The organism is Sinorhizobium sp. M4_45 (assembly GCF_002885915.1).
GTDB classification, from domain to species: Bacteria; Pseudomonadota; Alphaproteobacteria; order Rhizobiales; family Rhizobiaceae; genus Sinorhizobium; species Sinorhizobium meliloti_A.
In genome coordinates this window covers 368,442-391,931 of the sequence record NZ_NWVE01000001.1, presented here as the reverse complement: position 1 = coordinate 391,931, position 23,490 = coordinate 368,442, and the positions used below count along the sequence as shown (strand labels likewise).

Sequence of the window (23,490 nt, the reverse complement as noted above, 5' to 3'; positions counted from 1 at the left end):
CATGGCATTCCTGCAACTGACCAACATCCAGAAATCCTTCGGCCCGGTTCAGGTCGTGCATAATTTCGACATGGGGATCGACAAGGGCGAGTTCGTCTCCTTCCTCGGCCCCTCCGGCTGCGGCAAGACGACCATACTGCGCATGATCGCCGGCTTCGAAACGCCGTCCGGCGGCTCGATCTTCATCGACGGCAAGGACCAGGGCACGCTGAAGCCCAACCAGCGCAATATCGGCATGGTGTTCCAGTCCTACGCACTCTTTCCCAACATGAATGTTCACGACAATGTCGCCTTCGGCCTCAAGGTCGCCGGCGCCTCCAAAACGGAGATCGAGGCTCGGGTGAAGCAGATGCTCGGACTGATCAAGCTCGAGCATCTGGCGGACCGTTTCCCCTATCAATTGTCCGGCGGACAGCAGCAGCGCGTGGCGCTTGCCCGCGCCCTCGCCGTCAAGCCGCAGGTGCTGCTCCTCGACGAGCCGCTCTCCGCGCTCGATGCAAAAATCCGCATCTCGCTGCGGGAGGAGATCCGGCAGATCCAGCAGCAGCTCGGCATCACCACGGTATTCGTGACGCACGACCAGGAAGAGGCACTGTCGATCTCCGACCGGATCGTCGTCATGAATGCCGGCCGCGCCGATCAGATCGGCACCCCTTTCGAGATCTACAACACCCCGGCCACACGATTCGTCGCCTCCTTCGTCGGCACGCTCAACATCATCGAGGGCAAGGTGGCCGATCCCGCAAGCGGCGCGGTCACCATAGGCGGGCAGCGGATTTCGCTGAAAGAGCCGATAGCCGGGGCAAAGGGCGGCGACAGCATTTCGCTGGCACTCAGGCCGGAAGCAGGCTCAATCGCCGAGGGCGCCAGGGGCGATACCGCACTTCCGGGCCAAGTCGTATCGAGGAGTTTTCTCGGCTCCGTCATCCGCACCAAGCTGCGGGTCGGCGAAGACATCATCTCCTTCGATATGTTCAACGATCCGGGCATGACCCCGCCGGTCGCCGGCGAGAGCGTCACGCTGCGCTTCGCGGCAAAGGACCTGCTCGTCATCCGCGAATAGACCGCGGAATGAATTGTTCAGAGGTGCGAAATCCTTGGAAAATTCTGTCGTGATTTTTCGCTTTCACGTCGCAGCACAGATTTGACGGCGGCGAAACAGCCGCTATAGTCGCAAGCGTTCTCAGGGCGGGGTGAAATTCCCCACCGGCGGTAGCGAACACAGGATCGGGAATGGTCGGTGGTCGAAGCCCGCGAGCGCTTCGCATTTTCGTGCGAAGGTCAGCAGATCCGGTCGAATTCCGGAGCCGACGGTTATAGTCCGGATGGAAGAGAGCAAGCAGAGGCGTCGCCCCTCCCCGGGGTCTTCGCACATGCATGTTCGCCCGACGGGATCATTGGAAAATGCCAACCCTGAAAGGCTTGAGACCATGACCATACTTTCCCATCCCTCCGCCAAGATCGCCATCGTCCGCGCCCGCTGGCACGCCGATATCGTCGATCGTTGCGTTGACGCCTTCATTGCGCAATGGACGAAACTCGGCGGCAGCGCCGCCGATGTCGAGATCTTCGACGTGCCGGGAGCGCTCGAAATCCCGCTGCATGCGCAGGCGCTCGCCAGGACCGGCCGCTACGCGGCGATCCTCGGCACCGCCTTCGTCGTCAATGGCGGCATCTATCGCCACGACTTCGTCGCCGGGACGGTGCTCGACGGCATGATGCGCGTCCAGCTCGATACCGACGTGCCGGTGCTCTCCGCGGTCCTGACACCCCACAACTTCCAGGAAAGCGAGCCTCTGATCGCCTTCTTCCGCGACCATTTCGTCGTCAAGGGCGAGGAAGCCGCGAATGCCTGCGCGCAGATTCTCGATGCGCGTGCGAAGCTCGCGCTGGTCGACGCCTGAAACGGTGCTGCCCCTCTCCCCGGGCTAAACCCGAGAGGCGCAGATGTACCAATTCCATTCAGAAAAGGGGCGCGGTCGGCATCGGCCGCGCCTTCACATTGAAGCGATTGAAACCCCACGCGATCCGCGATAACAAACTTGAATAACACTTGAAGGATTACTGCGGTCGGGCTTGGCAAGCCGGCAGGACCGGAGAAAGCGACGATGACATTTCAGCCGCGCATGCAGAACAGGATCAGCGGGTTTTCGATCATCGGCGGCCTCAACCGCAGAGAGTGGAATGGTGTGGTCGCGGATGTCTGGGATGTGGAATGCGTTCCGCATGCGGGCGGCTATTATATCGCCGAGGACCCCCGCATGTTCATCGTGCTCGACGCCAAGGGCGGCGGCAATTGCAGGGTGAAGCTCGCCGCAAACGGCAAGGGTGCCGTCCAGAACTACCATCGGCAGGCCCTCTCCTATATCCCGGCCGGAATGGAGCTCTGGACCGATGTCGTCGACATCCATTACATCCGGCATCTCGATCTTCACTTCGACATCGATGCACTCGGCAGACGCCTGAAGGAAGACCTCGACGCCGCGGCAATCGAGACGCCCCGGCTGATGTTCCAGGACCAACGCTTCCTCGCGATCGCCGGCCTGATCGCAGCCGAGTGCCTCAATCCCCAGCCCCTCCACGATCTTTACGGCGACGGCCTCACGGTGGCGCTTTTCATCGATCTCATGAAGATCGGCAAGCGAAGCGGCCGCAAGCGCAGCCAGCTTGCGGCGTGGCAATTGCGGCGGGCCGTCGATTTCATCGAGGAGAATTTCGCCCGTAATGTCCGGCTCGAGGAACTCGCCGACCTCACGGGGCTTTCCCAATCGCATTTCAGTCACGCCTTCAAGGCTTCGACGGGTGTCGCGCCTCACCAGTGGCACATCAATGCGCGGGTCGAACGGGCAAAGCAGATGCTGCTCAGGAGCGACGCCCCGCTGACCTCGGTTGCCGCCGAGACGGGCTTTGCCGATCAGGCGCACTTCACCCGTGTGTTTCGCAAGGCAGTCGGCACGACTCCGGCCTTCTGGAAGAAAAGTCACACCGCCTGACCAGTCCGCCGGCAGCGCGCAGTTTTGCCCAAAATCGTTCAATTTCCCGATATCGGGACAAGCGCCGCCAAAATAGTTGATCTAGACACTCATCTTATCGTCGACAGTGCCGGTCACGCGGGGCAACGCGGGGCCGGCCGATTTTTCGAGGCATGATTGAGATGAAGTTCAGGATTCGCGGGGCGCATCTGAAGACTCTTCTGGCGAGGGGAGCAGCGCTCGCGCCGCTGATGATGAGCGGAATGGCGCTGGCGCAGGAGGGAAACGCCACGCAGCTCGAGCGGATCGTCGTCGAGGGCGGCATTGCGACGGGCGCCAGCGCGAGCGGACCGGTGGACGGCTACGTCGCAAAGGCGACTGCAACCGGGTCGAAAACCGCCACGCCGCTCAACGAAATCCCCCAGTCGGTCTCCGTCGTTGGCCGCGAGGAACTGGACGATCGCGCCGTGGTCAACAAGGTCGACGAGGCCTTGCGCTATACACCCGGCGTCCTGTCGGCACCTTTCGGCACCGATCCCGACACGGACTGGTTCTACATCCGCGGCTTCGATGCGGCCCAGACCGGCCTCTTCCTCGACGGCCTGCCGCTCTTTAGCTTCGGTTTCGGCAATTTCCAGATCGACCCTTTCATGCTGGAGCGGATCGAGGTGCTGAAGGGCCCGGCCTCCGTGCTCTATGGCGGGTCCAATCCGGGCGGCATCATCAATCTGATCAGCAAGCGTCCGCTCGATGAGCCGCTCTATTACACCGAAGTCGGCATCAACAGCGACGGCAACGCCTTCACCGGCTTCGACATCAGCGACAAGCTGAACGATGACGGAACGGTTCGCTACCGCCTGACCGGAAAGGTCGCCGGCGGCGACAACTATTCGGACTATTCCGAGGACTTGCGCGGTTTCATCCTTCCTCAGGTGACCTATGCGCCCGACGATGCGACCAGCCTGACCGTCTTCGGCCTGTTCCAGGGTCTGGACCAGGTTCATGTGGGCAACGGCTTCCTGCCCTATGTCGGAACCGTGGTCGATGCTCCCTTCGGCAAGATCGACCGCGACGCCTATTTCGGCGAGCCGGACATGGACGAAGGAACCTACGCCCAGCAGATGGCCGGCTATGAGTTCACGCACGACTTCGACAACGGCTGGAAATTTACGCAAAACGCCCGCTATGCCCATCTCCACAAACACGAGAACTATCCGTATCCCTACGGCTTCGGCAATGTCGATCCGATCGCTCCCGAATACCTTCTGAACCGCATCGGTTTCGAGGCCACCTCGAAAGTCGACAGCTTTGCGATCGACAACCGCGCCGAGACGGAATTCGACCTCGGCGCCACGAGCCACACCTTCCTTGCCGGCCTGGATTACAAATATTATCGACTGGACCACATTGGCGCCTCGGGAGACGCTACGCCGATCAGCCCGACCGATCCGGTTTACGGTGTGCCGCAGGGCCCGAAATCCGTGTACATCAACCAGGTTTTCACGCAGCAGCAGATCGGCATCTATGCTCAGGATCAAGTGCGCTTCGGCGACGGTTGGCTGGCCACGCTCAATGGGCGATACGACTATGTGGACACCGACCTCAGGAACGGCGCCACGGCCTGGGCCGCACCTTCGAACTTCGGATATGACGACGGAGCGCTCAGCGGCCGGGCCGGCCTTGCCTACGAGTTCGAAAGCGGCGTTACGCCCTATTTGAGCGTAGCGACGTTCTTCAATCCGCTCGTGGGCTCGCGCGACTCGAACCCGGATCCCGCGGTCACGACGCTGGTGCCCCTGAAGCCCGAAGAAGGCTACCAATACGAAGCGGGGATCAAATACGAGCCGTCGTTTATCGATGGTTTGTTCACCGCCTCGGTCTTCCAGATAACCAAGCAGAACGTCCAGGTGACCGACACACTCGGTGTTTCGACACCGCTCGGCGAGGTGCGCTCCCGCGGTTTCGAGCTCGAAGGCAAGGTGAATATCGACGAAAACTGGAAGGTCGTCTCGGCGTTCAGCTATACCGATCTGGAGATCACGGAAGACACCAACCCGTCGCTGCTCGGCAAGTCGCCCTATCTCATACCCGAGACTCAGGCCGCTCTGTGGCTCGACTACACCGTGACCGGCGGCGCGTTCGAAGGCATGAGCCTCGGTGCGGGCGTGCGCCGCCAGGGCGAGTCCTGGGCCGACGCCGCGAATACGAAGAAGGTCCCGGCGGCGACGCTCGTAGATGCCGCCATCCGCTATGAGAAGAACGACTGGACGGCGTCGCTCAACGTCGCCAACCTGTTCGACAAGGACTATGTCGCGGGCTGCCAGGGTCTCCTGACCTGCGGCTACGGCGAAAGCCGGACTTTCACGCTGAAGCTCAGCAAGAAGTGGTGACGGGTGGTACTTCCCCTCATAGGCAGAGCCGGATGTGGGGGAACTCATCCACCGCCCCTTCAACGAAAACACCCGGCATTGCTGCCGGGCGTCTCGCTGCGTGCGCATGAGGGAGGATCGGCACGCGCCGCAGAATTCGCGACCGTTACTTCGCCTGATCCAGGCGGTCGATCGCTTCGACATTTGCCGCCGACGGACCGTTGGGGTCGAACTCGGAGGCCAGCCACGTATCGACGATCGATTTCGCCAGTTCCGGGCCGATGACGCGCGCGCCCATGGTGATGATCTGGGCGTTGTTGGATTTGGCCGCCCGCTCGGCGGAATAGGTATCGTGGGTCAGCGCGGCGCGGATGCCCGGCACCTTATTGGCCGAGATGCACACGCCGATGCCGGTGCCGCAGATCAGAATGCCGCGCTCGTTTTCGCCGGCCGTGATCGTCTGCGCCAGATCGCGGGAGAGATCGGCATAGTAGCCGGTCTGACTCAGGTCCTTGACTTCGAGATCGCTTCTCTTGGCGAGATGCGCGGCGATGACGTCGAGCAGGGGCTTGCCGGCACTGTCGGCTCCAATCGCGATTTTCATGTCGTTTCCTTTCCGTAAGGTGTTGTTGCCTGACCCGGCGATGCTCAGATCGCCCGGGCTACGCGTTGCAGAATGTCGAGATAGCCGCCCACGTCCCAGGCGGAGCGGCCGATGAAGAGCCCGTCGATATGGCGCTGGAGGATCAATTCCTCGCAGTTCTGCGGATTGACGCTGCCGCCATAGAGTACCGGAACCTTCACGCCGAGTGCACGCTCGGCGACTTCGCCAATGCGGCGGTGGCGGGCATCCGCATAGTCGGCGGTGGCCGGTATGCCGTTGACGCCGATCGCCCAGACCGGCTCATAGGCCAGGAGAACGGGCGCCGTCCGCGCCGCGCCTTCGAGAAAGGCAAAGGCGCCTTCCACCTGGCGCTTCAGGACCGTATCCGCCTCGCCCGCCTCGCGTTCGGCGAAAGTCTCGCCGATGCAGATCAACGGCACGAGCCCATGCTTGACGGCGGCTGCCGTCTTCAGGCCCACGGTGCGGTCGGTCTCGCCGAAATGCTCCCGCCGCTCGCTGTGGCCGAGCTCGACGATGTCGAGATCGCAATCCCTGAGCATGACCGGAGAAATTTCGCCGGTCCAGGCGCCCGCATCGTCCCAGTGCATGTTCTGCGCACCGACCTTGACGCTCGTCGCCTTAAGCCTTTCCTTCACCTGCCGCACGGCGGTGAACGGAGGAATGACGAAGCGCTGTATCCGCTGATCGCGCCCATCCTCGGCGGCCGCAAGACCGTCGGCGAAGACCATTGTCTCGGCCAGCGTCTTGTTCATCTTCCAGCTCGTGCCGACCCAGAGACCAGACTTGCTCATGCGTTCTCCAATATTTTCCGATTGTCGATCCTGACGAGCTTGACGCCGGCGTCGCCGAGCGCCGCCGTATTCCCCTCGGACACTTCGCTTCCGGTCAGCACCGCATCGAAGGCCTCCAGCCCCGTCAGGAAATGCAGGGCCGACCGGCCGAACTTGCCGTGGTCCACCAGGAGATATTTGCGGCTGGCGGATTTCACCATCTGGCGCTTGATCTGCACGACCTCCTGATCCTGGTGGAACGCTGACGCGCCCTCGACGGCCGAACTCGACAGGAAGGCCACGTCGGCGCGCAGCGAACGCAGCGCCTCCTCGGTGACGACACCGAAAAAGCCGTTGAATTTCTTGCTGTAATGCCCGCCGAGCGCGATCAGGTTGATGCCCGGGGCTCCCGAAAGATCGGCGATGACGCCGAGATTGTTGGTGATGACGGTGAGCGGGCGAATATCCCTTAGAAACCCGGAGATCGCTCCGGCCGTCGAGCTGTCGTCGATGATGACGCTCTGGCCGGGCTCGATCAGCGTCGCGGCATGTTCCGCAAGGCGGCGCTTCTCGCCCGTCGCGATCTTTTCACGGTAGCGGAAATCGCTTTCGAATTGCGGGCTCGACTGGATGGAAGCGCCGCCATGGACCTTTCGCAGGAGCCCCGCCTGTTCGAGATCGTCAAGGTCGCGATGAACCGTCATCTTGCTGACGCCGAAGCGAAGGGCGAGTTCCTCGACGGAGGCTGTTCCCGCCTCCATCAGGACATCCATGATCGCCTGGCGTCTGTCTTCCGGTTTCATCGCATCGTCCCGTCAGGTGCAGCTAACCGCCGCGCCAAGGGAAAGGTAACACTCTTATGTGATTTTTCAACTCACATATGGGATTTTGTTACATTTCATTGTGATAATTTCGAAGCATTGAATCCCGTTTCGATAAAGGGCTCCCAGAATTCAACCGACTCCCGGATCATTTCCACCACGTTGCGGTCGGTCGGTTCGCGCTCCCGGAAGGAAAGCTCCAGGCAGATTTCGTTGTCCGTCCCGCCTCCCCTCCTGACGGCCTCGAGCAGTCGTTCGGGCGTGATCCTTCCGTCCTTGTTGTGGGCGGCCGTGAAGGGCCAGTGTCCGCCCTTGTTCATCGAGGACTGCTTGACGTGAATGATCGGCGACTGCCGCGGAAAGGCCTCCGCCCAGGCATAGGGATCGACGTCGGCGGCGTTCGGCGATGTGACGTCGCCATGATCGATGTCGACCATCATCCTCATCGGGATCGGCAGGTCGGCTGCCGCCAGACGCCGGTCGAGCGCCCTGCACGCCTCGATCGTGTGGCCGAACTCCCGGCCGACCGACATCGGCTCCCAGAAGACATAGGAAAGGCCCGCGGCCTTGGCGTGCTCTGCCACCTCGCGCCAGCATTCGATGGCGATTGCCATCAGCTCCTCGCGACGCGCCGGGTCGTGATAATCCCTGAGCGTGAAGATCGCGAACTGCGTGCCCATGCCGGAAGCGCCGAGCTCGGCGGAGATATCGGCGAAAGTCTTGAACCAGTTGACATAATAGCGCCGGACGTCCGGGTCGGGATGTCCGAAATGATTGAGACGGCCATAGGGGCCCGTCATGCCGGAGGTGACTTTCACGCCGGTTCGGCCGAGCGCCGTTCGAAACTGCCGCAGCGTCTTGTTGATCGTCGCCGCCGGCCAGCCTGGATTGACGAATTCATGGGTGAGTTGGACGTAACCGATGCGGATCTTCTCGGCGATGGTGTCGATCAGGTCGTCCGCCTCGGCAAAGCGGTTGACCAGAGGATTGGTGTTGAGCGACAGCGTGAAGGCCATTGCCGGCTCCTTGCTACCAGAGGAATTTCGGGAGGATGAAATCGGGGCTCGCACCGTGCTCCCGGAAGAGTTGCCGGCGCTCCTCGTCCGACCGCTGCTCGAGAATTCCGGTGGCGACGAGCACCGAGCCGAGCCCGGCCGCCGCAGCCCCGGCAATGTCATGCTCGACGCTGTCGCCTATGGCACAGACGCGCCGCGGCTCCGGCCGCCCGAGAAAATCGAGCGCGAAGTCGTAGATGTCGGCAAACGGCTTGCCGATCCAGCGCACAGGACCGCCCAGCTCTTCGTAAAGCTCGGCGATGCGACCGGCGCCGAAGGCCGGGCCGCTCCTCGTCAGCATCACCTTGTCCGGGTTGGTACAGAGGCACGGGATGCCCCGCCGGGCAGCCGGTCCCAGCAGATCTTCGTAATAGGCAAGCGGATGGATATCGCCCTCGCTCCCCGCCAGCAGAACGATGTCGGCGTCTTCACCGCTCTCGGTGCGCACGAGATTCAGCCCCTTGAGCGGCGACTGATCGCCGTCGCGGCTGATCAGAAGGCACTTGCGCGCTGCGCCACCCTCGCCTTCGGCCTCCCGTTTCAAGAGCTGCCAGGCAACCTCTCCCGAGGTCAGGAACCAGTCCCAGCTTCCGCCCTGGAAACCGAGTGCCTCCAGCCGCCGATCGTTCTCGGCCGAGCGCTTGCCGGAATTGGAGAGGATGAGGACCCGCTTTCCTGCCTGCTTAAGTCGGACAAGCGTTTCCGCCGCACCCGGATAGGGACCGCGCCCGTCTCTCAGCACTCCGTATTGATCCACGAGAAAGGCATCATATGCGTCCGATATCGCAGAGAGGGCTGGAATTTCCCGGACGACGCTCATAGCACGCCCGCCTCTTTCGCTCCCGACAGCGCCAGGCGAGCGGCGCCGGCAGCAGCCTCTTCCGATAGCACCGGCAGGAAGGGAACGACGAGCCTCCGTTTTCGGATTTCGGTCCACACCCGGTTCTTCGCGCCGCCGCCGACGGTGCGGATCGAGCCCAGGGCCGGGCTGCCGAGGGATACGAGCCGCTCATAAGCAAGACGCTCGACCCCCGCGATGCCCTCGAAGATCGCCTTCAGGAATTCGGCGTCCTCCGTCGGGCGCGGTTCCATGCGCGGCATGAAGGCGGGATCGGCCACCGGGAACCGCTCGCCGGGTTTCAGCAGCGGATAGAAGTCGAGGCCCGTATCGCTCGCCGGGTCGATTTGCTCCGAAAGCTCGGCGATCCGATCGTTGCTGAAATGCGCGGCGAGAACCGCGCCACCGGTATTGGAGGCGCCGCCGGCAAGCCACATATCGCCGATCCGATGGCTGTAGAGCCCGAATTCCGGGGCAAAGAGCGGCTTGTCGGAGAGCATCTTCACTGTCAACGTCGTGCCCAGCGCACTGACGGCGTCACCCGGCCGGTCAGCGCCGGTCGCAAGGAAGGAGGCGCAGCCATCCGTCGTACCCGCAACGATAACGGCTTCGCTCGGCAATCCGAAGGCTTTCGCCGCGGCCGGCGAGATCGTCGCGACCGGCGCCCCCGCCGGCAGAACGTCGGGCAGAAGATCGATACGCGCGCCGGTCCGCGCAAGCCATTCCGGCCAGTTGCGGGCAACGGGATCGTAGCCGGTCTTCAGCGCGTTGTTTTCGTCGCTGACGTCATAAAGCCCGGTGAAATGGCCGGCAATCCAGTCGGCCTGGTGAATGACACGGAAGACCTCCGGCAGCGACTGGACGGTCAGCAGCTTGGCCAGGCCCGATGTCGCGCCATGTGCCGCACTCTCCTTGGGTGCATGGACGGCGATGCGCTCCAGAATGGCGGGATCGCCGACCGGGTCGTTATACATGAGCGGCGTCGCAAGCGGCGCTCCGTCGGCAGCGACCGGGAGCATGGTGCCCGACGTGCCGTCGATGCCGACCGCACATATATGCGAGCCGTCGATGGCTTCGAGTGCCTGCGCAAGCGCGGCCTGAACCGCCTCCCACCAGCCAAGCGGATCGCGATGGTCGTCGGAAAAGGCGGCAAGCCTGGCTGCGCCCGACGCGACGATCTCGCCCGCAGCGGTCATCGCCACGGCACGTGCACCGGACGTGCCAAGGTCGATGCCGAGAACGAGCTTGCCCCGGCCGCTCATTGCAGCACCTGCCCTGCACGGTTCAGCTGCTGGCGGTATTTTTCCGCGTCCCAGCCGAGAAGTTCCGCGTTTTCCGCATCGGTGAGATAGCGCAGCCTTGCACCCTCCGGGATTCGCGCCGTCACGTCCGAAAGGCAGCGCGCCATGGCGAGCGCGCCGGCAGAGATATCCTTGAGCACCAAGGCGCCCTTGCCGGGAAAGAGAAGGACCGGCGGCAGGCTCTCTCCCGCGCGACGGAAGCCCTCTTCGAGAGAGAGCGCGTTCTCTCCCGGAGCGGCGACAACCGACCCCTTGCCGAGAAAGATCACGTGGTCCGGATAGAGGCTGCCTCCCGCGGCAATTCTGCAGCTTTCCAGATCGGTCGCGGCATCGTGGATCCGCCCGTCGTCGGGCAGCCGATAGGCGCTGTTGACCGCAAGGCGCGACAGCGCCTCAAGGTCGGCGGAAGGCGCCCGCCGCACGGGCACGGCGAAGCGCTGGGATACCCCTGCGAGAAGACGCGCGGCGTCCGCGACCGTCTCGGCGGCGACGGCGAGCCCGTGATTTCCGAGTACCAGGACCGAGGTATCATCCCGAATCCGCTCGGCAATTGCCTTGGCGAGCGGCAGCCCCGGCCTGGCATAGGGAACGAAGGCGTAGGGAATGCCCTGAAGCTTCTCTTCGGCAATCGCGGCCGCGTCGGCGTGAACGGCGGTCGCGATCGTCTCGACGCAATGGACATGAACAACCACCTTCTGCGGCATCAGCGCGTGGACCGTGGTTTCGATCGATGGCCTGAGGCCCGAGGGGTTCAGATCCTCGACGACGAAATCCTGCGCCTTCTCCGTCGCCGGGTCGTCCCGCTCTAATGCGTCGAGCAACGGGTCGAGCGCGACCGCGACCATCACGTCGCGCCGACGGGCATGGGCAAGCCACAGGCCGGAAGCCTTGATCCAGAGGGTTCCGCCCTCCTTGATCGAGGTATTGCCGCCCGCGCCCTGAACGAGATCCGGATCGGCGCCGACACGGGCCGACAGATCGAGAAGCGCTTCGAATTCGGAGCTTCGCAACATCAATTCATCCTTCTCACGCCGCAGCCTGCTGGCCCTCGAACCAGCCGCTGAATGCCCGCTTCTCGGCGTCGCTCATATGCAGGCCGTGTTTCGTGCGCCGTTCCATCAGGTCTTCCGCCGTTCGCGCCCATTCATTCTCTATGAGGAAGCGGGCTTCCCGCTCCCGGAAGAGCGGCGTGAACGCCGTCCCGAGCTCGTCGAGACAGGTGGCGCTGCCGATCAGATCATGCGCCCGCGTGCCGTAAAGCCGGGCGTAGTGCTTGGCGAGGTCCGACGGCAGCCATCGGTAGCGCGCGCGCAGGTCGCCGAGGAACTGCTCGAAATCCGCATCCGCCATGTCGCCGCCCGGCAGATGCGCACGCGCCGTCCAGGCCGGGCCCATCTTCGGAAAGAAAGGCTTCAACCGCTCGAGCGCGTGCTCGGAGAGCTTGCGGAAGGTCGTGATCTTGCCGCCGAACACCGAGAGCAGCGGCGCGTCCTTCCCGGCGGCGTCGAGCTCGAAAATATAGTCGCGCGTCACCGCCGACGGATTTTCGGCATTGTCGTCGTAAAGCGGACGCACACCCGAGAAGCTGTGAAGGATGTCGCCCGGCGCCAGTTGCTGCTTGAAATAGCGGTTGACGGATTTCAGGAGATAGGCGACCTCGTTTTCGTCCGCCGTGACGTCCTCCGGCCGCCCGTCATAGGGAATATCCGTGGTGCCGATCAGCGCCAGATCGTTCTGATAGGGATTGATGAAGATCACGCGCTTGTCGGGGTTCTGGACGAGATAGGCCTGCCGCCCCTCCCAGAACTTCGGCACGACGATGTGGCTGCCCTTGACGAGGCGCACGCTGCGGCTCGAATTCAGTCCCGCAACGCGGCCGATCACGTCGTTGACCCAGGGCCCGGCGGTGTTGACCACGCAGCGCGCCTTGGCCTCCGTCTTCGCTCCGGTCGCGGCATCGGTCATCTCGACATGCCAGAGGTCGCCTCGCCGGCGAATACCGGTGCAGGCGGTGCGGGTCAGTATCCGGGCGCCTTTCTTTTTCGCGTCGAGCGCGTTGAGCACGACGAGGCGGGCGTCGTCCACCCAACAGTCGGAATATTCGAAGGCCTTGCGATAGGCCGGCTTGATCGCAGCGCCTTCCGGGGCCGTGCGCAGGTTGAGCACCCGCGTGCCGGGGAGGCGCTTGCGGCCGCCCAGGTGATCGTAGAGGAAGAGGCCGAGCCGTACGAGCCAGGCCGGCCTGTCGGCCGGATTGTGCGGCAGCACGAAACGCATCGGCCAGATGATGTGAGGTGCGGATTCCAGCAGAACCTCGCGCTCTATCAGGGCTTCGCGCACCAGGCGGAACTCGTAATATTCGAGGTAGCGTAAGCCGCCATGAACGAGCTTGCCGGAGCGGGAACTCGTGCCCTGCGCCAGATCGTCCTTCTCGCAGAGCAGGACGGAGAGCCCCCGCCCTGCCGCGTCGCGGGCAATGCCCGCACCGTTTATGCCGCCGCCGATGACGAAAAGGTCGTATGTGCCGGGTTCGGAACTCACGTGCTTGTCTCCTGTCGTCGTCATGCGGTCAGGCGGCCTCGCCGTTGGGTTTGTCCTGATGGCCGTAAGTGGCAAATCCCTCGATGACGCCGGCGATTTCCTCCTGCGGCAGGACCACCGGGCCGCCGATCAGGAGCGCGTGGTAATATTGCTTGGCGATCGTCTCGAGCTCGACCGCCGCCCACATCGCCTTTTCCAGGCTCGAACCGGTCGCGATCATGCCGTGATTGGCCATGAGGCAGGCGGAACGCCCCTCCATCGCCTTCAGCACGTTCTCCGACAGCGCCTTCGTGCCGTAGCGGGCGTAATCGGCGACGCGCACGTCGGTACCGCCGAAGGCGGCGATCATGTAGTGGCAGGCGGGAATCGGCTTGCGCGCGATCGCGAGGATTGTCGAGAAGGTCGCGTGGGTGTGAACGACGGCGCCGACATCCGGCCGCGCCCGCAGAATGTCGAGGTGGAAGGGCCATTCGACCGACGGCCTCTTGGGGCCTGCCCAGGCGCCATACTCGCCGTCGATCGGCATGGCGACGATCATCTCAGGCGTCATCTCGGCATAGGGGATCGCAGACGGGGTGATCAGCATCGTGCCGCCATGGCGCAGGCTGATATTGCCCGAAGTGCCCTGGTTGAGGCCGATCGCATTCATGTGGCGGCAATGGTCGATGATCGACTGGCGCAGTTGAAGTTCGTTCATCGTCCCACCTCAGCACGGATTGACCGGCGGCAGGCCGGCGATGTAGCGGCGCACTTCCTCTGCGGCCATTTCGGCCGCATAGGTCACGGTGCGTACCGACGCGCCCGCGATATGCGGCGTCAGCGTCACATTGGGAAGTTTCAACAGCGGCCAGCCTTCCGGCACGGGCTCGACGGCAAAGGTCTCCAGCATCGCGCTTGCGAGATGGCCGCTGACGAGACTCTCGTAAAGCGCGTCATAGTCGCAGAGCGGTCCGCGGGCCGTGTTCACGAAGATCGCCCCCGGTTTCATCTTCGCGAAGGTTTCCGCATTCATCATGTTCTTCGTCTCTTCGCTGACGCGCGGATGCAGCGTCACCAGGTCGGCGCGGGCAAGCAGTTCGTCGAGCGAGACGTGCTCGACGCCGGCATTTCTGTCTTCGGCGCTGAGCTGAACATAGGGATCGTGGACGAGCACCTTGGTGCCGAAAGCACGAAGCAAGCGGACCACCTTGGTGCCGATATTGCCGTAGCCGATGACGCCGACCGTCATTTCGGAAAGCTCGCGGCCGGTGCGGTCGGCACGGTAGAGATCGCCCCGCCATTCGCTCCGCCTCAGCGCTTCGTGCCCCACGCGGATAAGGCGCGTCTCCGCGAGGATGGCGCCGATCGTGAATTCGGCGACGGCACTCGCATTGCGGCCGGGCGTGTTGACGACGAGGACGCCCGCTTCGCGAGCGGCTTTCATGTCGATATTGACCGGACCGCCGCGCGACACGGCGACGAGCTTCAATCCCGGCAGGTCAGCCAGCATCGTTCGCGACAGCGGTGCAAGCTGCGTCACGAGGATCTCGGCATCGCCGACGAAGTCGACGATTTCGCCGGGCTTGCCGAGATATTCCTTGAGGCCGTCCATGCCCTCCACGGCATAGCCGTGCTCCATCGGCACGTCCGGCCAGGGCAGTTCGAGCATGCTGATCTCATGCCCGTCGCCGCATGCCTCGACGATCTTGTCGCGAAAAACATCCGGCAGCATGAACCGGTCGCCGATAATGGCTATCTTCTTCATTGCGGTCTTTCCTGTTGGTTTCCCGTTCCGGCTGCGTGGGAGAGCGCATGCCAGACGGGTTGAAGCGCTAGGCGCGACTGCTTGTAGGCGGGGAAAAGCGCGTCATAGCGGCGCGCAAGCTCTTCATCCGCGGGTTCTGCCGGCCGATGGTGGGGCCGCACCCATTCGCGGACGCAGTCGGCCATCGAGGGATAAATGCCGAGAGAGACGGCGGCGATCATCGCCGCACCGGCGGCACCCGCCTCCTCGCGTTCGCTCGTCTGGATGCTGGCGCCGAGAGCCCCGCCGAGAATGCGGCGCAGCGAGGCGCTGCGCGCAGCGCCGCCCGACAGCCGAACGCAGGCCGGCAGCGGCCCCATCGCGGCGTAACAATCCCGCGAGGCAAAGGCGAGACCGTCGAAGACCGCGCGTACCATGTCGCCGAAGCCGTGATTGATCGAAAGCCCGACGAAGGAGGCGCGGGCCGAAGCATCGACAAAGGGGCCGCGCTCACCGGCCTCCGAAATGTAGGGCTGGAAGAGAAGCGGAGTCTCGTTCGCCTCGGAAAGCCAGCCATCCACATGGGCGAGCAGATCGTTCTTCGATTTCTCGATCCCCATGCCCTTGAGGAGACCTCCCGCAAACTGCAGGATCCAGTCGATATTGAGCGTCGCAGCCATATTCGACTGCATCTGCGCATAGGTGCCCGGAATCGGCATGCACATGGTGTAGCCGGTGTGATCCTGGTTGAGCCGAACATCGTCGGCGCCGGCGGCCAGACGCATGTGCATGCCTGTCGAGCCTATGATCGAGCAGCCCGTGTCGGTTCCGGGATCGTAGAGGCCAGCGCCGAGCGCGGTGCAGACGACGTCGACATAGCCGAGCACCACCGGCGTCCCCGCCGGCAGGCCCGTGGCGGCCGCGGCGGCAGCCGAGAGAGGGTGATGCGTGCTCGCCCCGTCGACGATTTCCGGCAGCAGGTGTTTGAGTTCGTTGAGACCGAGAAAGTCGATCACGTCGTCGGAATACTGGCGCTTGCGGAAATCGCCGAAGGTGAAATTCGCTTCCGAGGGATCGGTCGCGCGCCTGTCCGTGAGATTGAAATAGAGCCAGTCCTTGCAATGGAAAGCGGTCGCAGCACCTTGCAGCATTTCCGGTGCATGATCCTTCATCCAGCGCAACTGCGGGCCCTGCTGGCAGGCGGCAAGACCGGAGCCGGTGCGCGAGAAACGCTCCGCATCGCCGCTTTCGGCCCGCAGGCGTTCGACGATTGCGCTGGCGCGCGCATCGAGCCAGAGCCAGCCCTTGCCCACCGGCTCGCCCTCTCTGTCGATCATCCAGGTGCCGTCCCCCTGACCGGTCACCGCGATGGCGGCAACACGGCCAGGGAGGTTCTCGATCCTGGCCGAGAGCTCGACCAGGGTTTTGACCGTGTCCGTCCAGGTACGCCGCAACTCCTGAACGCTGCCGGTGCGGCCCACCGCCTCATAGCTGTTCGGAACTGCCGTCATCGCCAACTGCCGGCCGCCGAGATCGAAGGCGACCGACTTGATGACCGACGTCCCGGCATCGATGCCGATGAGGATGTCGCGCATCAGGCGAGCTCCTCGCCGTGCGAAATGGCGATACCGCTCTCGCTGTCGAAGACGTGCAGGCTTGCAGGGTCGAGCCGGATGCCGATCGGCTGACCGATCTCCAGGCTGGTACGGTCGTGTTCGACGAGCACCATGGTGCCGCCGGCGAAATCGGCCGCGATATGGGTCTGGTCGCCGAGCCATTGATTGACGGCAACACGCCCCGTCACCCCGTCTGCACTGCGCCGGACGGAATAGGGCCGGATGCCGAGAACCACATTCTGGCGCTTCATCAGCGCATTGCGAACGGCATGGGAGAAATCGGCGGCCTGGTATTCGAGCCGGACCCCGTCCTTGAGGCCGAAGGTCACGCGGGCGTCCGTGCCGCTGACGCTTGCCTCGAAGACGTTCATCGGCGGCTCGCCGACGAAGGTTCCGGTGAAGAGATTCGCCGGCCGCTCCTTGATCTTCTGCGGCGTATCGAACTGCTGCAGCACGCCGCCTTCCATGACGGCGATCCGATCGGCGAGCGCGTTCGCTTCGGTCTGATCGTGGGTGACGAGAATGGCGGTGAGCCCGCGTTCCTTGATGTAGTGCTTGATACGGCCGCGCAGCACGGCGCGCAATTGCGGCTCGAGCTGGCCCATCGGTTCGTCGAGGAGATGCAGGTCGGCGTCGCGGATAAGCGCGCGTCCGAGGGACGCCCTCTGCTGCTGACCGCCGGAAATCGAACTCGGATAACGGCCGAGAATATCCTCGATCTCGAGCAGCTTGGCGATGCTCGCTACCTTCTCTTCGACGACGCTTTGAGAGAGCTTCGACGCCTTGAGCGCAAAAGCTATGTTTTCGCGTACCGTCAGCGGCGGATAGAGCGAATAGCCTTCGAAGGCCATGGCGACGTTGCGGCGGACCGGCGCAAGCATATGCACCTGCCGGCCGGCGACCGAAATCGTGCCGCGCGATACCGGTTCGAAGCCGGCGATCATGCGAAGGGTAGAGGTCTTGCCGCAGCCGGAGGAGCCCAGAAGCGCGATGATCTCACCCTTCTTCACCTCCATGTTCAGCTGCTTCACGGCGTGAACGCCGTAGTCGACCGGGCCATAGAACTTGTCGACGTTGTCGATCAAAAGAGCGGTAGCGTTCATGCCGCTTCTCCATCGCGCTTGGATGCCAGTTCGGACGGAAGGATGCGCTGGCCCGTCGCCTTGTCGAACAGAAAGGCCGCCCGACCGTCGACTGCGATATGCGCCGGTCCGGCGACCGGGCCGGGGGTACCGGCAGGACGGGACACCAAGATCTCGCGGCCGCGGGCGGTCAGCGCCAGCGTCACGGTCTTCTCGTTGAGCGGCGTTTCCGCCTCGACCGTCACGGGGATCGCGCCCTGCGCGGCGGCTTCGGTAAAAGCGATCGTCTCCGGGCGCAGGCCGAGAACGCATTGCTTTTCGACAATTTGCGCGCCGAAGCCCGGTAGGCGCAGCCGCATGTCGGAGAGTTCGACGAACGCGCCGTCCGGTCCGCGCTGCGGCACGACATCGAGCAGGTTGATGGTCGGATCGCCGAAGAGCCGGGCGATCTCTATATCGGCGGGCGCGTTGTAGATTTCCGCCGGCGTGCCGATCTGGCGGATACGCCCATGCGCCATGACCGCGATGCGGTCGCCGAGCGCCATTGCCTCCTTGTAGTCCTGCGTGACGTAGATGACGGTTGCCCCTTGAGCGGCGAGCAGGCGCGGCAGTTCCAGCCTCATCTCGAAGCGCAGCTTCGCGTCGACGTTGCGAAGCGGATCGTCGAGAAGTAGCAGCGGCGGCGAGCCCACGAGGGCGCGGGCAAGTGCCGTGCGCTGCTTCTGGCCGTTGGAGAGCGCCTTCGGATGATGGCTCAGCACATGATCGATCTTCAGGAGCTTTGCGACCTTGTGCACGCCGGCGGCGATCGTGTCCCGGGACGATTTCCGCGAGGTCAGCGCGCTGGCGATGTTGTCGAAGGCGCTCATATGCGGGAACAGTGCAAAGTTCTGGAACGCCATGCCGAGCCCGCGATGCTCCGCGTCCACGTCGGTCATGTCTTCGCCGCCGATCAGGACCCGGCCACCATCCGGTTCGATGACGCCGGCGATCAGCCGGAGCAGAACGGTCTTGCCGGAACCGGACGGGCCGAAGAGCACCAGTCGCTCGCCATTGGCCACGTCGAGCGAGAGATCGTCCAGAACCGCCTGGCTCTTGTAGCGCTTGACGATGTTTTTCAGTTGCAGTGTTGTCATTCGATTATCCCTTCACCGCACCGAGCGACAGGCCTTCGACGAGGTAGCGCTGGGCGTAGAGTGCGAGTGCGAGCGTCGGCGTGATCGAGAGCACGATCGCGGCGGCGATCTGGCCGTACTGGATGCCCGAGGCCGTGACGAAAGCCAGCGCGCCGACTGTCACCGGCTGCTTGTCCGCGGACGCCAGCACCAGGGCGAACACGAAATTGTTCCACGCGAAGATGAAGGCGAGCAGACCGGCCGCTGCGATCCCGGGACCTGCCAGCGGCAGGGCGATCTTGCGGAACGTCGAAAACCAGGAGTGGCCGGCGATGCGATAGGCATATTCGACATCGGCCGAGATGTCCTCGAAGTAGCCGCGCACGATCCAGAGGATGAGCGGCAGGCAGATCAGCTGGTAGATCCAGATGAGACCGAAATAGGTGTTCGAGAGGCCGAGCCACTGAAAATACTGCGTCAGGGGCAGCAGCACGAGCAACGGCGGCGCAAAGCGGAAGGAGAGCAGCGTGAAGGCGATGTCCTCCGACCCCCTGAACTTGTGCCGCGCGAAGGCATAGGCCGCCGGCACGCCGAGGACCAGCGCCAGAGCTACGGAAGCGACCGACAGCAGAACCGAATTGCCGAGATTGCGCATGAAGGCGATATCGAGCGTGCCGGAAGCCGTCTGGAGTTTGCCGGTGATCAGCGCCGCATAATTCTCGAGCGTCGGCGTGAAGACCACCGATGGGGGTATTCTGAGGATCGTCTCGTTCGTCTGGAACGACATGAGGAAGATCCAGATGATCGGAAACATGAAGAAGACGACGACCAGGGTGAGCGCGACGCCGCGCAGGAGCCGTTCGACCGGAGAGGTGGTTTCCATTTTCGGCCTCCTTACGCTTCGCCGCGGGCGCGTTCGCGCAGCCGGAGCCAGTTCTTGATGAAGATGTTCGACAGGGCGTAGGTGATAGCCCACAGGATGATCAGCAGCGCCGCGGAACGCCCCACATTGGTCGACTGGAAGAAGTTGAGGTAAGCCTCGACCTGGAAGACCGTCAGCGTGTCCCCGGGTCCGCCCTGCGTCATCGCGTAGATGATGTCGAACTGCTGGATCGAATCGAGCAGCCGGAAGAGCGTCGCCGTCAGAATATAGGGCGTCAGCATCGGCAAGGTGATGCGGAAGAAGACGAAACTGCGCGGCACGCCGTCGAGCGCCGCCGCTTCGAAAGGCTGCGTCGGCAGCGAGCGGAGGCCCGCGAGCAGCAGGATCATGATGAAGGGCGTATAGACCCAGATGTCGACCAGCACGACGGTCAGCAGCGCCGTGTCCGGCGACGAGGCCCAGCGGAAATTCTCAAGGCCTACGAGGCTTGCGAGATAGCTCAGGATTCCGAAGCCGGGATTGGTCATCAGCTTCCACATCAGCGCGGCGAGCGCCGGGGCCGTCATCAGCGGCAGGAGCAGCATGATCGAGATGAAGTTGTTGACCGTGGAGCGGCGCTGCAAGAGCAGCGCGATGCCGAGACCGAGCAGCAGCTCCAGGGTCACGGTGACGCCGGCATAGAGCAGCGAGATCTTCAGCGTGTTCCAGAAACCCGGATCGGTGAAGAAGTTCAGATAGTTCTCACCCCAGTTGAACTGGCGTGCCCAGGGCTGGCTAAGCCGGTAGCGCTGGAAGGAATAGATCACCGCCGTGAAGAACGGGATCAGGATACCGATGCACACGAGAAGCGCCGGCAGGGAGAGCACATAGGGCAAGGCCCTCTTGCTGATCCCGAACCTGCTGCCCCTTGGGCTGGAGTGCGTTACTGAAGCCATGGCCAGCTCCGTCTAAATGCCTGTGTCTATGACATAAGGGGTCGGCCGCGGCCGGCGCAGCCAGACCCCCTCTTCCATTTGCTTTTCGTGCCGGAACGGCGGCCCGCCGGCGGCGGGCTGGCCTGGAGCGGGATGGATGCGAACCTTCGATGATGTCCGCCCGCATCCGCTCCAAGCCTGAGGTGCGATCAGCCGAGCCCGGCTTCCGCGAGCTGCCGGTCGATGCTCTCGACAAGCCTGTCGAGACCCTCGTCGACCGGCACCTCCTTCGCCACCATCTTCTGCAGCGTCGCCGCCCATTCGGTGGTGAGGTCGAAGAAAAGCGGCTGGGGGGTGAAGTGGATCTTCGCGCCCGGCGCCGAAACGTCGTGCATCTCCACATAACCGGGATAGCTCTTGTTCAACCGCTCGCGGAAGATCTCGTCTTTCCAGACCGATGCCCGGACCGGGTTGACGAAGTCCATCTTGGTCGCGCCGAAGATCGCGTGCTCGAGACCCGATGCCCATTGCAGGAAGTACCAGGTCGCATCCTTGTCCTTCGCGAAGTTGGACATGGCCAGCGACCAGATCCAGATGTTCGGCGTCGGAGCCTTTGCTTCCGGGTTGGCGGCAAACGGCGCGTAGGCGAGCTTGCCGGCCATCTTGTTATCGCCGCCATTCATGAAGTAGCCGAGAATGTCGGCGTCGTAGATCATGGCGGAGGCGCCGGCGCCGAGGTCCGTGCCGACCTGGTACCAGGTGTAGGTCGACCAGTCCTTCGGGCCGCTCTCCTGGATCATCTGCACCCATTTCGCGTGGAAGGCCTTGGATTCAGGCGTATTCATCGCGGCCGAAAGCTTGCCGTCCTCCGAGACGTTCAGATCCTTCTGGCCGAAATTCGCGTAGCCGGAAAGGAAGCCCGGATGGATGGTCGCCCAGGAACGCGACCCGCGCACGCCGATGCCGTAGACGCCGCCGCCCACGTCCTTGTTGAGCTTTGCCGCGGTAGCGACGAGTTCATCGAGGTTCTTCGGAACGCTTGCGCCGACCTTTTCGAACATCTCCTGATTATAGGAGAGGTTGTTCTGCTCGTAGCCCCACGGAATGCACCATTGCTTGGCATCTTCCGAACCGAGCGCACCGCCCGGCTGTCCGTTCCATGCGCAGGAAGCCTTGACGCCCGGCAGGAAGTCGTCCCAGCCATATTGCGGATTTGTCTTCGCCGGATCCTTGATCCACTCGTTGAGGTCCGTGATCCAGCCGGCCGGACCGTAGGTCCAGGTCATGTAGGCGCCGGTCATGAAGGCGTCGTATTCCGACGAGCCGGAAGAGAGCGCCGCCGTCACCTTGTCGAAATAGACGTCCTCCGGGAAGACGTCATAGGTGACTTCGATGCCGGTCAGGTCCTTGAACGCCTGAAGATTGGCGATCATCGCATCCGCATAAGGGTGCTTGTTCAGGAGCAGCTTCAGCGACTTGCCGGAATGTGCCTTCCAGTCGAAGTCGGCGGCAAGCGCCTGGGTCGACATCATGTTGAACAGGGTGCCGGCGGTGCCCGCCGTCAGGCCTGCCGCGCCAAGGCCCTTCAACAGGCCGCGACGGTCCACCTCTCCGCGCAGGAATGCGCCAATGAGGTCTTTCTCCTTGTCGTACATCTGTTTTCTCCTCCACTACGGGTAAAACTGCTCGACTGAGCTGCCGGCTACCCAACCGGTATTGCCTCCCTGGACCGCAGCGCCGATTTTCGTCGCTCCTCGGTCCCGTGTTTTCTCAAGCGGCGAGCGTCTGCGCAGTGCGCTCGTCGGTGATGAGTCCGCTCAGGAACCCGCTCTCCAGGACCGCGCGAATCGGGCGCGCCTTGACCCTGCCCCCGGCAATCGCCACGGTGCGGCGGTTCTGCAGGTCCTGCCGGCCAAGCGTGAAGGTGCGGTTCGAAAGCGCGGTCTCTATCGGCCTGCCCTTCTCGTCGAAGAAGTGGCCGAGCAGTTCGCCCACGCCGCCCGCTTTCTGGATCTCCGCTATTTCGCGCATCTCGATCATCCCGGTCGCCACAAGCGATGCCTCGCGCTCGGCCGTACCGATCCCGACCATCAGAAGGTCGGCCGACTTCGCGAGATCGAAGACCTCCCGCACGCCGCGCTGGCTGAAAAGGACATCGCGGTCCTCGACCGTATTCGCGAAGAACGGCACCGGCATCACATAGGCTTCCGCGCCCGTGCGCTCTGCCAGGCGGTGGATAACGTCATGCGGATTGGCGGAGAATTTTCGCGTGAGCCCGCCGAGCAGAGAAACGAAGCGCGTGTTGTTGCTCGCCGTGCGCGGCATGTACTCGATGCTGGCTGCGAGCGTGCGTCCGTGGCCGACGCCGATCAACGCCGTCTCTCCGCGCTCTATCTCGCGTCTGAGAAACTGCGCCCCGGAGATGCCGAGCGCCTTCAACGGCAGGTCGTCGCTGTCGAAGTCCGGGACCACCTCGCAATAGTCCAGGCCGTAACGGCTGGAAAGCTTCTGCTCCAGCTCGACGCATTCGGAGACGTCCCCGTCGATATAGACTTTCACCAACCCTTCCTGGTTGGCCTTCATGATCAGCCGGTGTGCTTTGAGCGACGTGAGCCCCAGGCGCTTGGCGACCTCGGCCTGGGTCAGCCCGCCGGCGTAATGCAGCCAGGCGGCGCGGGTTGCCATGCTCGCCTCGTCCTCGCGGACAGCCATTCCACCGATGCTCGCCATATCCTCCCACCCGATGCTGCGCTGCATGATAAATTTTGCAGCGCATGATATTTTTATCTCAATATGAAATAATTTTCACGGGTTGAAAAAATTGTCAAGTCTCAGTTGGTCGCATGCCGAAAAAACGCGGGCACA

At 63.4% G+C, this 23,490-nt stretch carries 21 protein-coding genes and 1 riboswitch; of the genes, 4 read left to right on the top strand and 17 right to left on the bottom strand.

All coding sequences use genetic code 11. The features are described from left to right. Position 1: 1 nt before the first annotated feature. From CN933_RS01880 to CN933_RS01865, 4 genes are all read left to right on the top strand, one after another. On the top strand, positions 2-1,063 hold the full coding sequence (locus tag CN933_RS01880) for an ABC transporter ATP-binding protein (protein ID WP_018095500.1): 1,062 nt from the start codon (positions 2-4) through the stop codon (positions 1,061-1,063). Positions 1,064-1,175: 112 nt separating this feature from the next. Beyond that, positions 1,176-1,341: riboswitch (FMN riboswitch) on the top strand. A gap of 89 nt (positions 1,342-1,430) precedes the next feature. Beyond that, positions 1,431-1,904: a 6,7-dimethyl-8-ribityllumazine synthase gene (locus tag CN933_RS01875; RefSeq protein ID WP_018095501.1), complete on the top strand. Its 474-nt coding sequence runs from the start codon at positions 1,431-1,433 to the stop codon at positions 1,902-1,904. Positions 1,905-2,108: 204 nt separating this feature from the next. Beyond that, entirely contained in the window at positions 2,109-2,993 is an 885-nt protein-coding gene (locus CN933_RS01870; protein ID WP_018095502.1) for an AraC family transcriptional regulator, read from the top strand. A gap of 152 nt (positions 2,994-3,145) precedes the next feature. Then, positions 3,146-5,362, top strand: coding sequence for a TonB-dependent siderophore receptor (locus CN933_RS01865; RefSeq protein ID WP_180980681.1), 2,217 nt, complete (start codon positions 3,146-3,148; stop codon positions 5,360-5,362). A gap of 145 nt (positions 5,363-5,507) precedes the next feature. On the opposite strand, the gene derI is transcribed toward CN933_RS01865, so the two are convergent. The 17 genes from derI to CN933_RS01780 form a co-directional block, all read right to left on the bottom strand. Further along, complete coding sequence (gene derI / locus CN933_RS01860) at positions 5,508-5,945, bottom strand: D-erythrulose-4-phosphate isomerase (RefSeq protein WP_003537271.1); 438 nt, start codon at positions 5,943-5,945, stop codon at positions 5,508-5,510. Positions 5,946-5,989: 44 nt separating this feature from the next. Further along, entirely contained in the window at positions 5,990-6,757 is a 768-nt protein-coding gene (locus CN933_RS01855) for a triose-phosphate isomerase (protein WP_018095504.1), read from the bottom strand. Continuing rightward, entirely contained in the window at positions 6,754-7,539 is a 786-nt protein-coding gene (locus tag CN933_RS01850; protein WP_018095505.1) for a DeoR/GlpR family DNA-binding transcription regulator, read from the bottom strand. Before CN933_RS01850 ends, CN933_RS01855 begins: the two co-directional genes overlap by 4 nt. A gap of 95 nt (positions 7,540-7,634) precedes the next feature. Next, positions 7,635-8,573, bottom strand: a complete 939-nt coding sequence (locus CN933_RS01845) for a sugar phosphate isomerase/epimerase family protein (protein WP_102761204.1) — start codon at positions 8,571-8,573, stop codon at positions 7,635-7,637. Between the two features lie 13 nt (positions 8,574-8,586). Next, complete coding sequence (locus CN933_RS01840; RefSeq protein ID WP_018095507.1) at positions 8,587-9,432, bottom strand: TIGR01459 family HAD-type hydrolase; 846 nt, start codon at positions 9,430-9,432, stop codon at positions 8,587-8,589. Beyond that, a complete protein-coding gene (locus CN933_RS01835) occupies positions 9,429-10,712 on the bottom strand; it encodes an FGGY-family carbohydrate kinase (protein WP_018095508.1) in 1,284 nt (427 codons plus the stop codon). The genes CN933_RS01840 and CN933_RS01835 overlap by 4 nt, the downstream gene beginning before the upstream one ends. After that, positions 10,709-11,764, bottom strand: coding sequence for a class II aldolase (locus tag CN933_RS01830; RefSeq protein WP_102761203.1), 1,056 nt, complete (start codon positions 11,762-11,764; stop codon positions 10,709-10,711). Before CN933_RS01830 ends, CN933_RS01835 begins: the two co-directional genes overlap by 4 nt. Before the next feature lie 13 nt (positions 11,765-11,777). Then, a complete protein-coding gene (locus CN933_RS01825; RefSeq protein ID WP_102761202.1) occupies positions 11,778-13,316 on the bottom strand; it encodes a glycerol-3-phosphate dehydrogenase in 1,539 nt (512 codons plus the stop codon). A 4-nt stretch (positions 13,317-13,320) separates the two neighbouring features. Further along, a complete protein-coding gene (locus CN933_RS01820; protein WP_018095511.1) occupies positions 13,321-13,989 on the bottom strand; it encodes a class II aldolase/adducin family protein in 669 nt (222 codons plus the stop codon). 9 nt (positions 13,990-13,998) lie between these two features. Further along, positions 13,999-15,036 (bottom strand): 2-hydroxyacid dehydrogenase, encoded by a 1,038-nt coding sequence (locus CN933_RS01815; RefSeq protein WP_018095512.1) that lies wholly within the window; start codon positions 15,034-15,036, stop codon positions 13,999-14,001. Then, entirely contained in the window at positions 15,033-16,610 is a 1,578-nt protein-coding gene (locus CN933_RS01810) for an FGGY-family carbohydrate kinase (protein WP_018095513.1), read from the bottom strand. Before CN933_RS01810 ends, CN933_RS01815 begins: the two co-directional genes overlap by 4 nt. Next, entirely contained in the window at positions 16,610-17,734 is a 1,125-nt protein-coding gene (locus CN933_RS01805; protein ID WP_018095514.1) for an ABC transporter ATP-binding protein, read from the bottom strand. Before CN933_RS01805 ends, CN933_RS01810 begins: the two co-directional genes overlap by 1 nt. Beyond that, positions 17,731-18,849: an ABC transporter ATP-binding protein gene (locus CN933_RS01800; protein WP_018095515.1), complete on the bottom strand. Its 1,119-nt coding sequence runs from the start codon at positions 18,847-18,849 to the stop codon at positions 17,731-17,733. Before CN933_RS01800 ends, CN933_RS01805 begins: the two co-directional genes overlap by 4 nt. A 4-nt stretch (positions 18,850-18,853) precedes the next feature. Then, complete coding sequence (locus tag CN933_RS01795) at positions 18,854-19,711, bottom strand: carbohydrate ABC transporter permease (protein ID WP_018095516.1); 858 nt, start codon at positions 19,709-19,711, stop codon at positions 18,854-18,856. Positions 19,712-19,722: 11 nt separating this feature from the next. After that, the gene (locus CN933_RS01790) at positions 19,723-20,646 is read right to left on the bottom strand and encodes a carbohydrate ABC transporter permease (protein ID WP_018095517.1); all 924 of its coding nucleotides are present in this window, start codon (positions 20,644-20,646) and stop codon (positions 19,723-19,725) included. A 188-nt stretch (positions 20,647-20,834) separates the two neighbouring features. Then, positions 20,835-22,280, bottom strand: a complete 1,446-nt coding sequence (locus tag CN933_RS01785) for an ABC transporter substrate-binding protein (protein ID WP_018095518.1) — start codon at positions 22,278-22,280, stop codon at positions 20,835-20,837. Between the two features lie 115 nt (positions 22,281-22,395). Next, a complete protein-coding gene (locus tag CN933_RS01780) occupies positions 22,396-23,355 on the bottom strand; it encodes a sugar-binding transcriptional regulator (protein ID WP_026168650.1) in 960 nt (319 codons plus the stop codon). Positions 23,356-23,490: the final 135 nt, after the last annotated feature.

Coding starts and splice junctions, on each gene's coding strand:
- CN933_RS01855 (WP_018095504.1), bottom strand. CDS start 6,757: ATGAGCAAGTCTGGTCTCTGGGTCGGCACGAGCTGGAAGATGAACAAG.
- CN933_RS01780 (WP_026168650.1), bottom strand. CDS start 23,355: ATGGCGAGCATCGGTGGAATGGCTGTCCGCGAGGACGAGGCGAGCATG.
- CN933_RS01820 (WP_018095511.1), bottom strand. CDS start 13,989: ATGAACGAACTTCAACTGCGCCAGTCGATCATCGACCATTGCCGCCAC.
- CN933_RS01830 (WP_102761203.1), bottom strand. CDS start 11,764: ATGTTGCGAAGCTCCGAATTCGAAGCGCTTCTCGATCTGTCGGCCCGT.
- CN933_RS01805 (WP_018095514.1), bottom strand. CDS start 17,734: ATGAACGCTACCGCTCTTTTGATCGACAACGTCGACAAGTTCTATGGC.
- CN933_RS01810 (WP_018095513.1), bottom strand. CDS start 16,610: ATGCGCGACATCCTCATCGGCATCGATGCCGGGACGTCGGTCATCAAG.
- CN933_RS01845 (WP_102761204.1), bottom strand. CDS start 8,573: ATGGCCTTCACGCTGTCGCTCAACACCAATCCTCTGGTCAACCGCTTT.
- derI (WP_003537271.1), bottom strand. CDS start 5,945: ATGAAAATCGCGATTGGAGCCGACAGTGCCGGCAAGCCCCTGCTCGAC.
- CN933_RS01835 (WP_018095508.1), bottom strand. CDS start 10,712: ATGAGCGGCCGGGGCAAGCTCGTTCTCGGCATCGACCTTGGCACGTCC.
- CN933_RS01800 (WP_018095515.1), bottom strand. CDS start 18,849: ATGACAACACTGCAACTGAAAAACATCGTCAAGCGCTACAAGAGCCAG.
- CN933_RS01880 (WP_018095500.1), top strand. CDS start 2: ATGGCATTCCTGCAACTGACCAACATCCAGAAATCCTTCGGCCCGGTT.
- CN933_RS01840 (WP_018095507.1), bottom strand. CDS start 9,432: ATGAGCGTCGTCCGGGAAATTCCAGCCCTCTCTGCGATATCGGACGCA.
- CN933_RS01850 (WP_018095505.1), bottom strand. CDS start 7,539: ATGAAACCGGAAGACAGACGCCAGGCGATCATGGATGTCCTGATGGAG.
- CN933_RS01785 (WP_018095518.1), bottom strand. CDS start 22,280: ATGTACGACAAGGAGAAAGACCTCATTGGCGCATTCCTGCGCGGAGAG.
- CN933_RS01870 (WP_018095502.1), top strand. CDS start 2,109: ATGACATTTCAGCCGCGCATGCAGAACAGGATCAGCGGGTTTTCGATC.
- CN933_RS01815 (WP_018095512.1), bottom strand. CDS start 15,036: ATGAAGAAGATAGCCATTATCGGCGACCGGTTCATGCTGCCGGATGTT.
- CN933_RS01825 (WP_102761202.1), bottom strand. CDS start 13,316: ATGACGACGACAGGAGACAAGCACGTGAGTTCCGAACCCGGCACATAC.
- CN933_RS01865 (WP_180980681.1), top strand. CDS start 3,146: ATGATTGAGATGAAGTTCAGGATTCGCGGGGCGCATCTGAAGACTCTT.
- CN933_RS01795 (WP_018095516.1), bottom strand. CDS start 19,711: ATGGAAACCACCTCTCCGGTCGAACGGCTCCTGCGCGGCGTCGCGCTC.
- CN933_RS01875 (WP_018095501.1), top strand. CDS start 1,431: ATGACCATACTTTCCCATCCCTCCGCCAAGATCGCCATCGTCCGCGCC.
- CN933_RS01790 (WP_018095517.1), bottom strand. CDS start 20,646: ATGGCTTCAGTAACGCACTCCAGCCCAAGGGGCAGCAGGTTCGGGATC.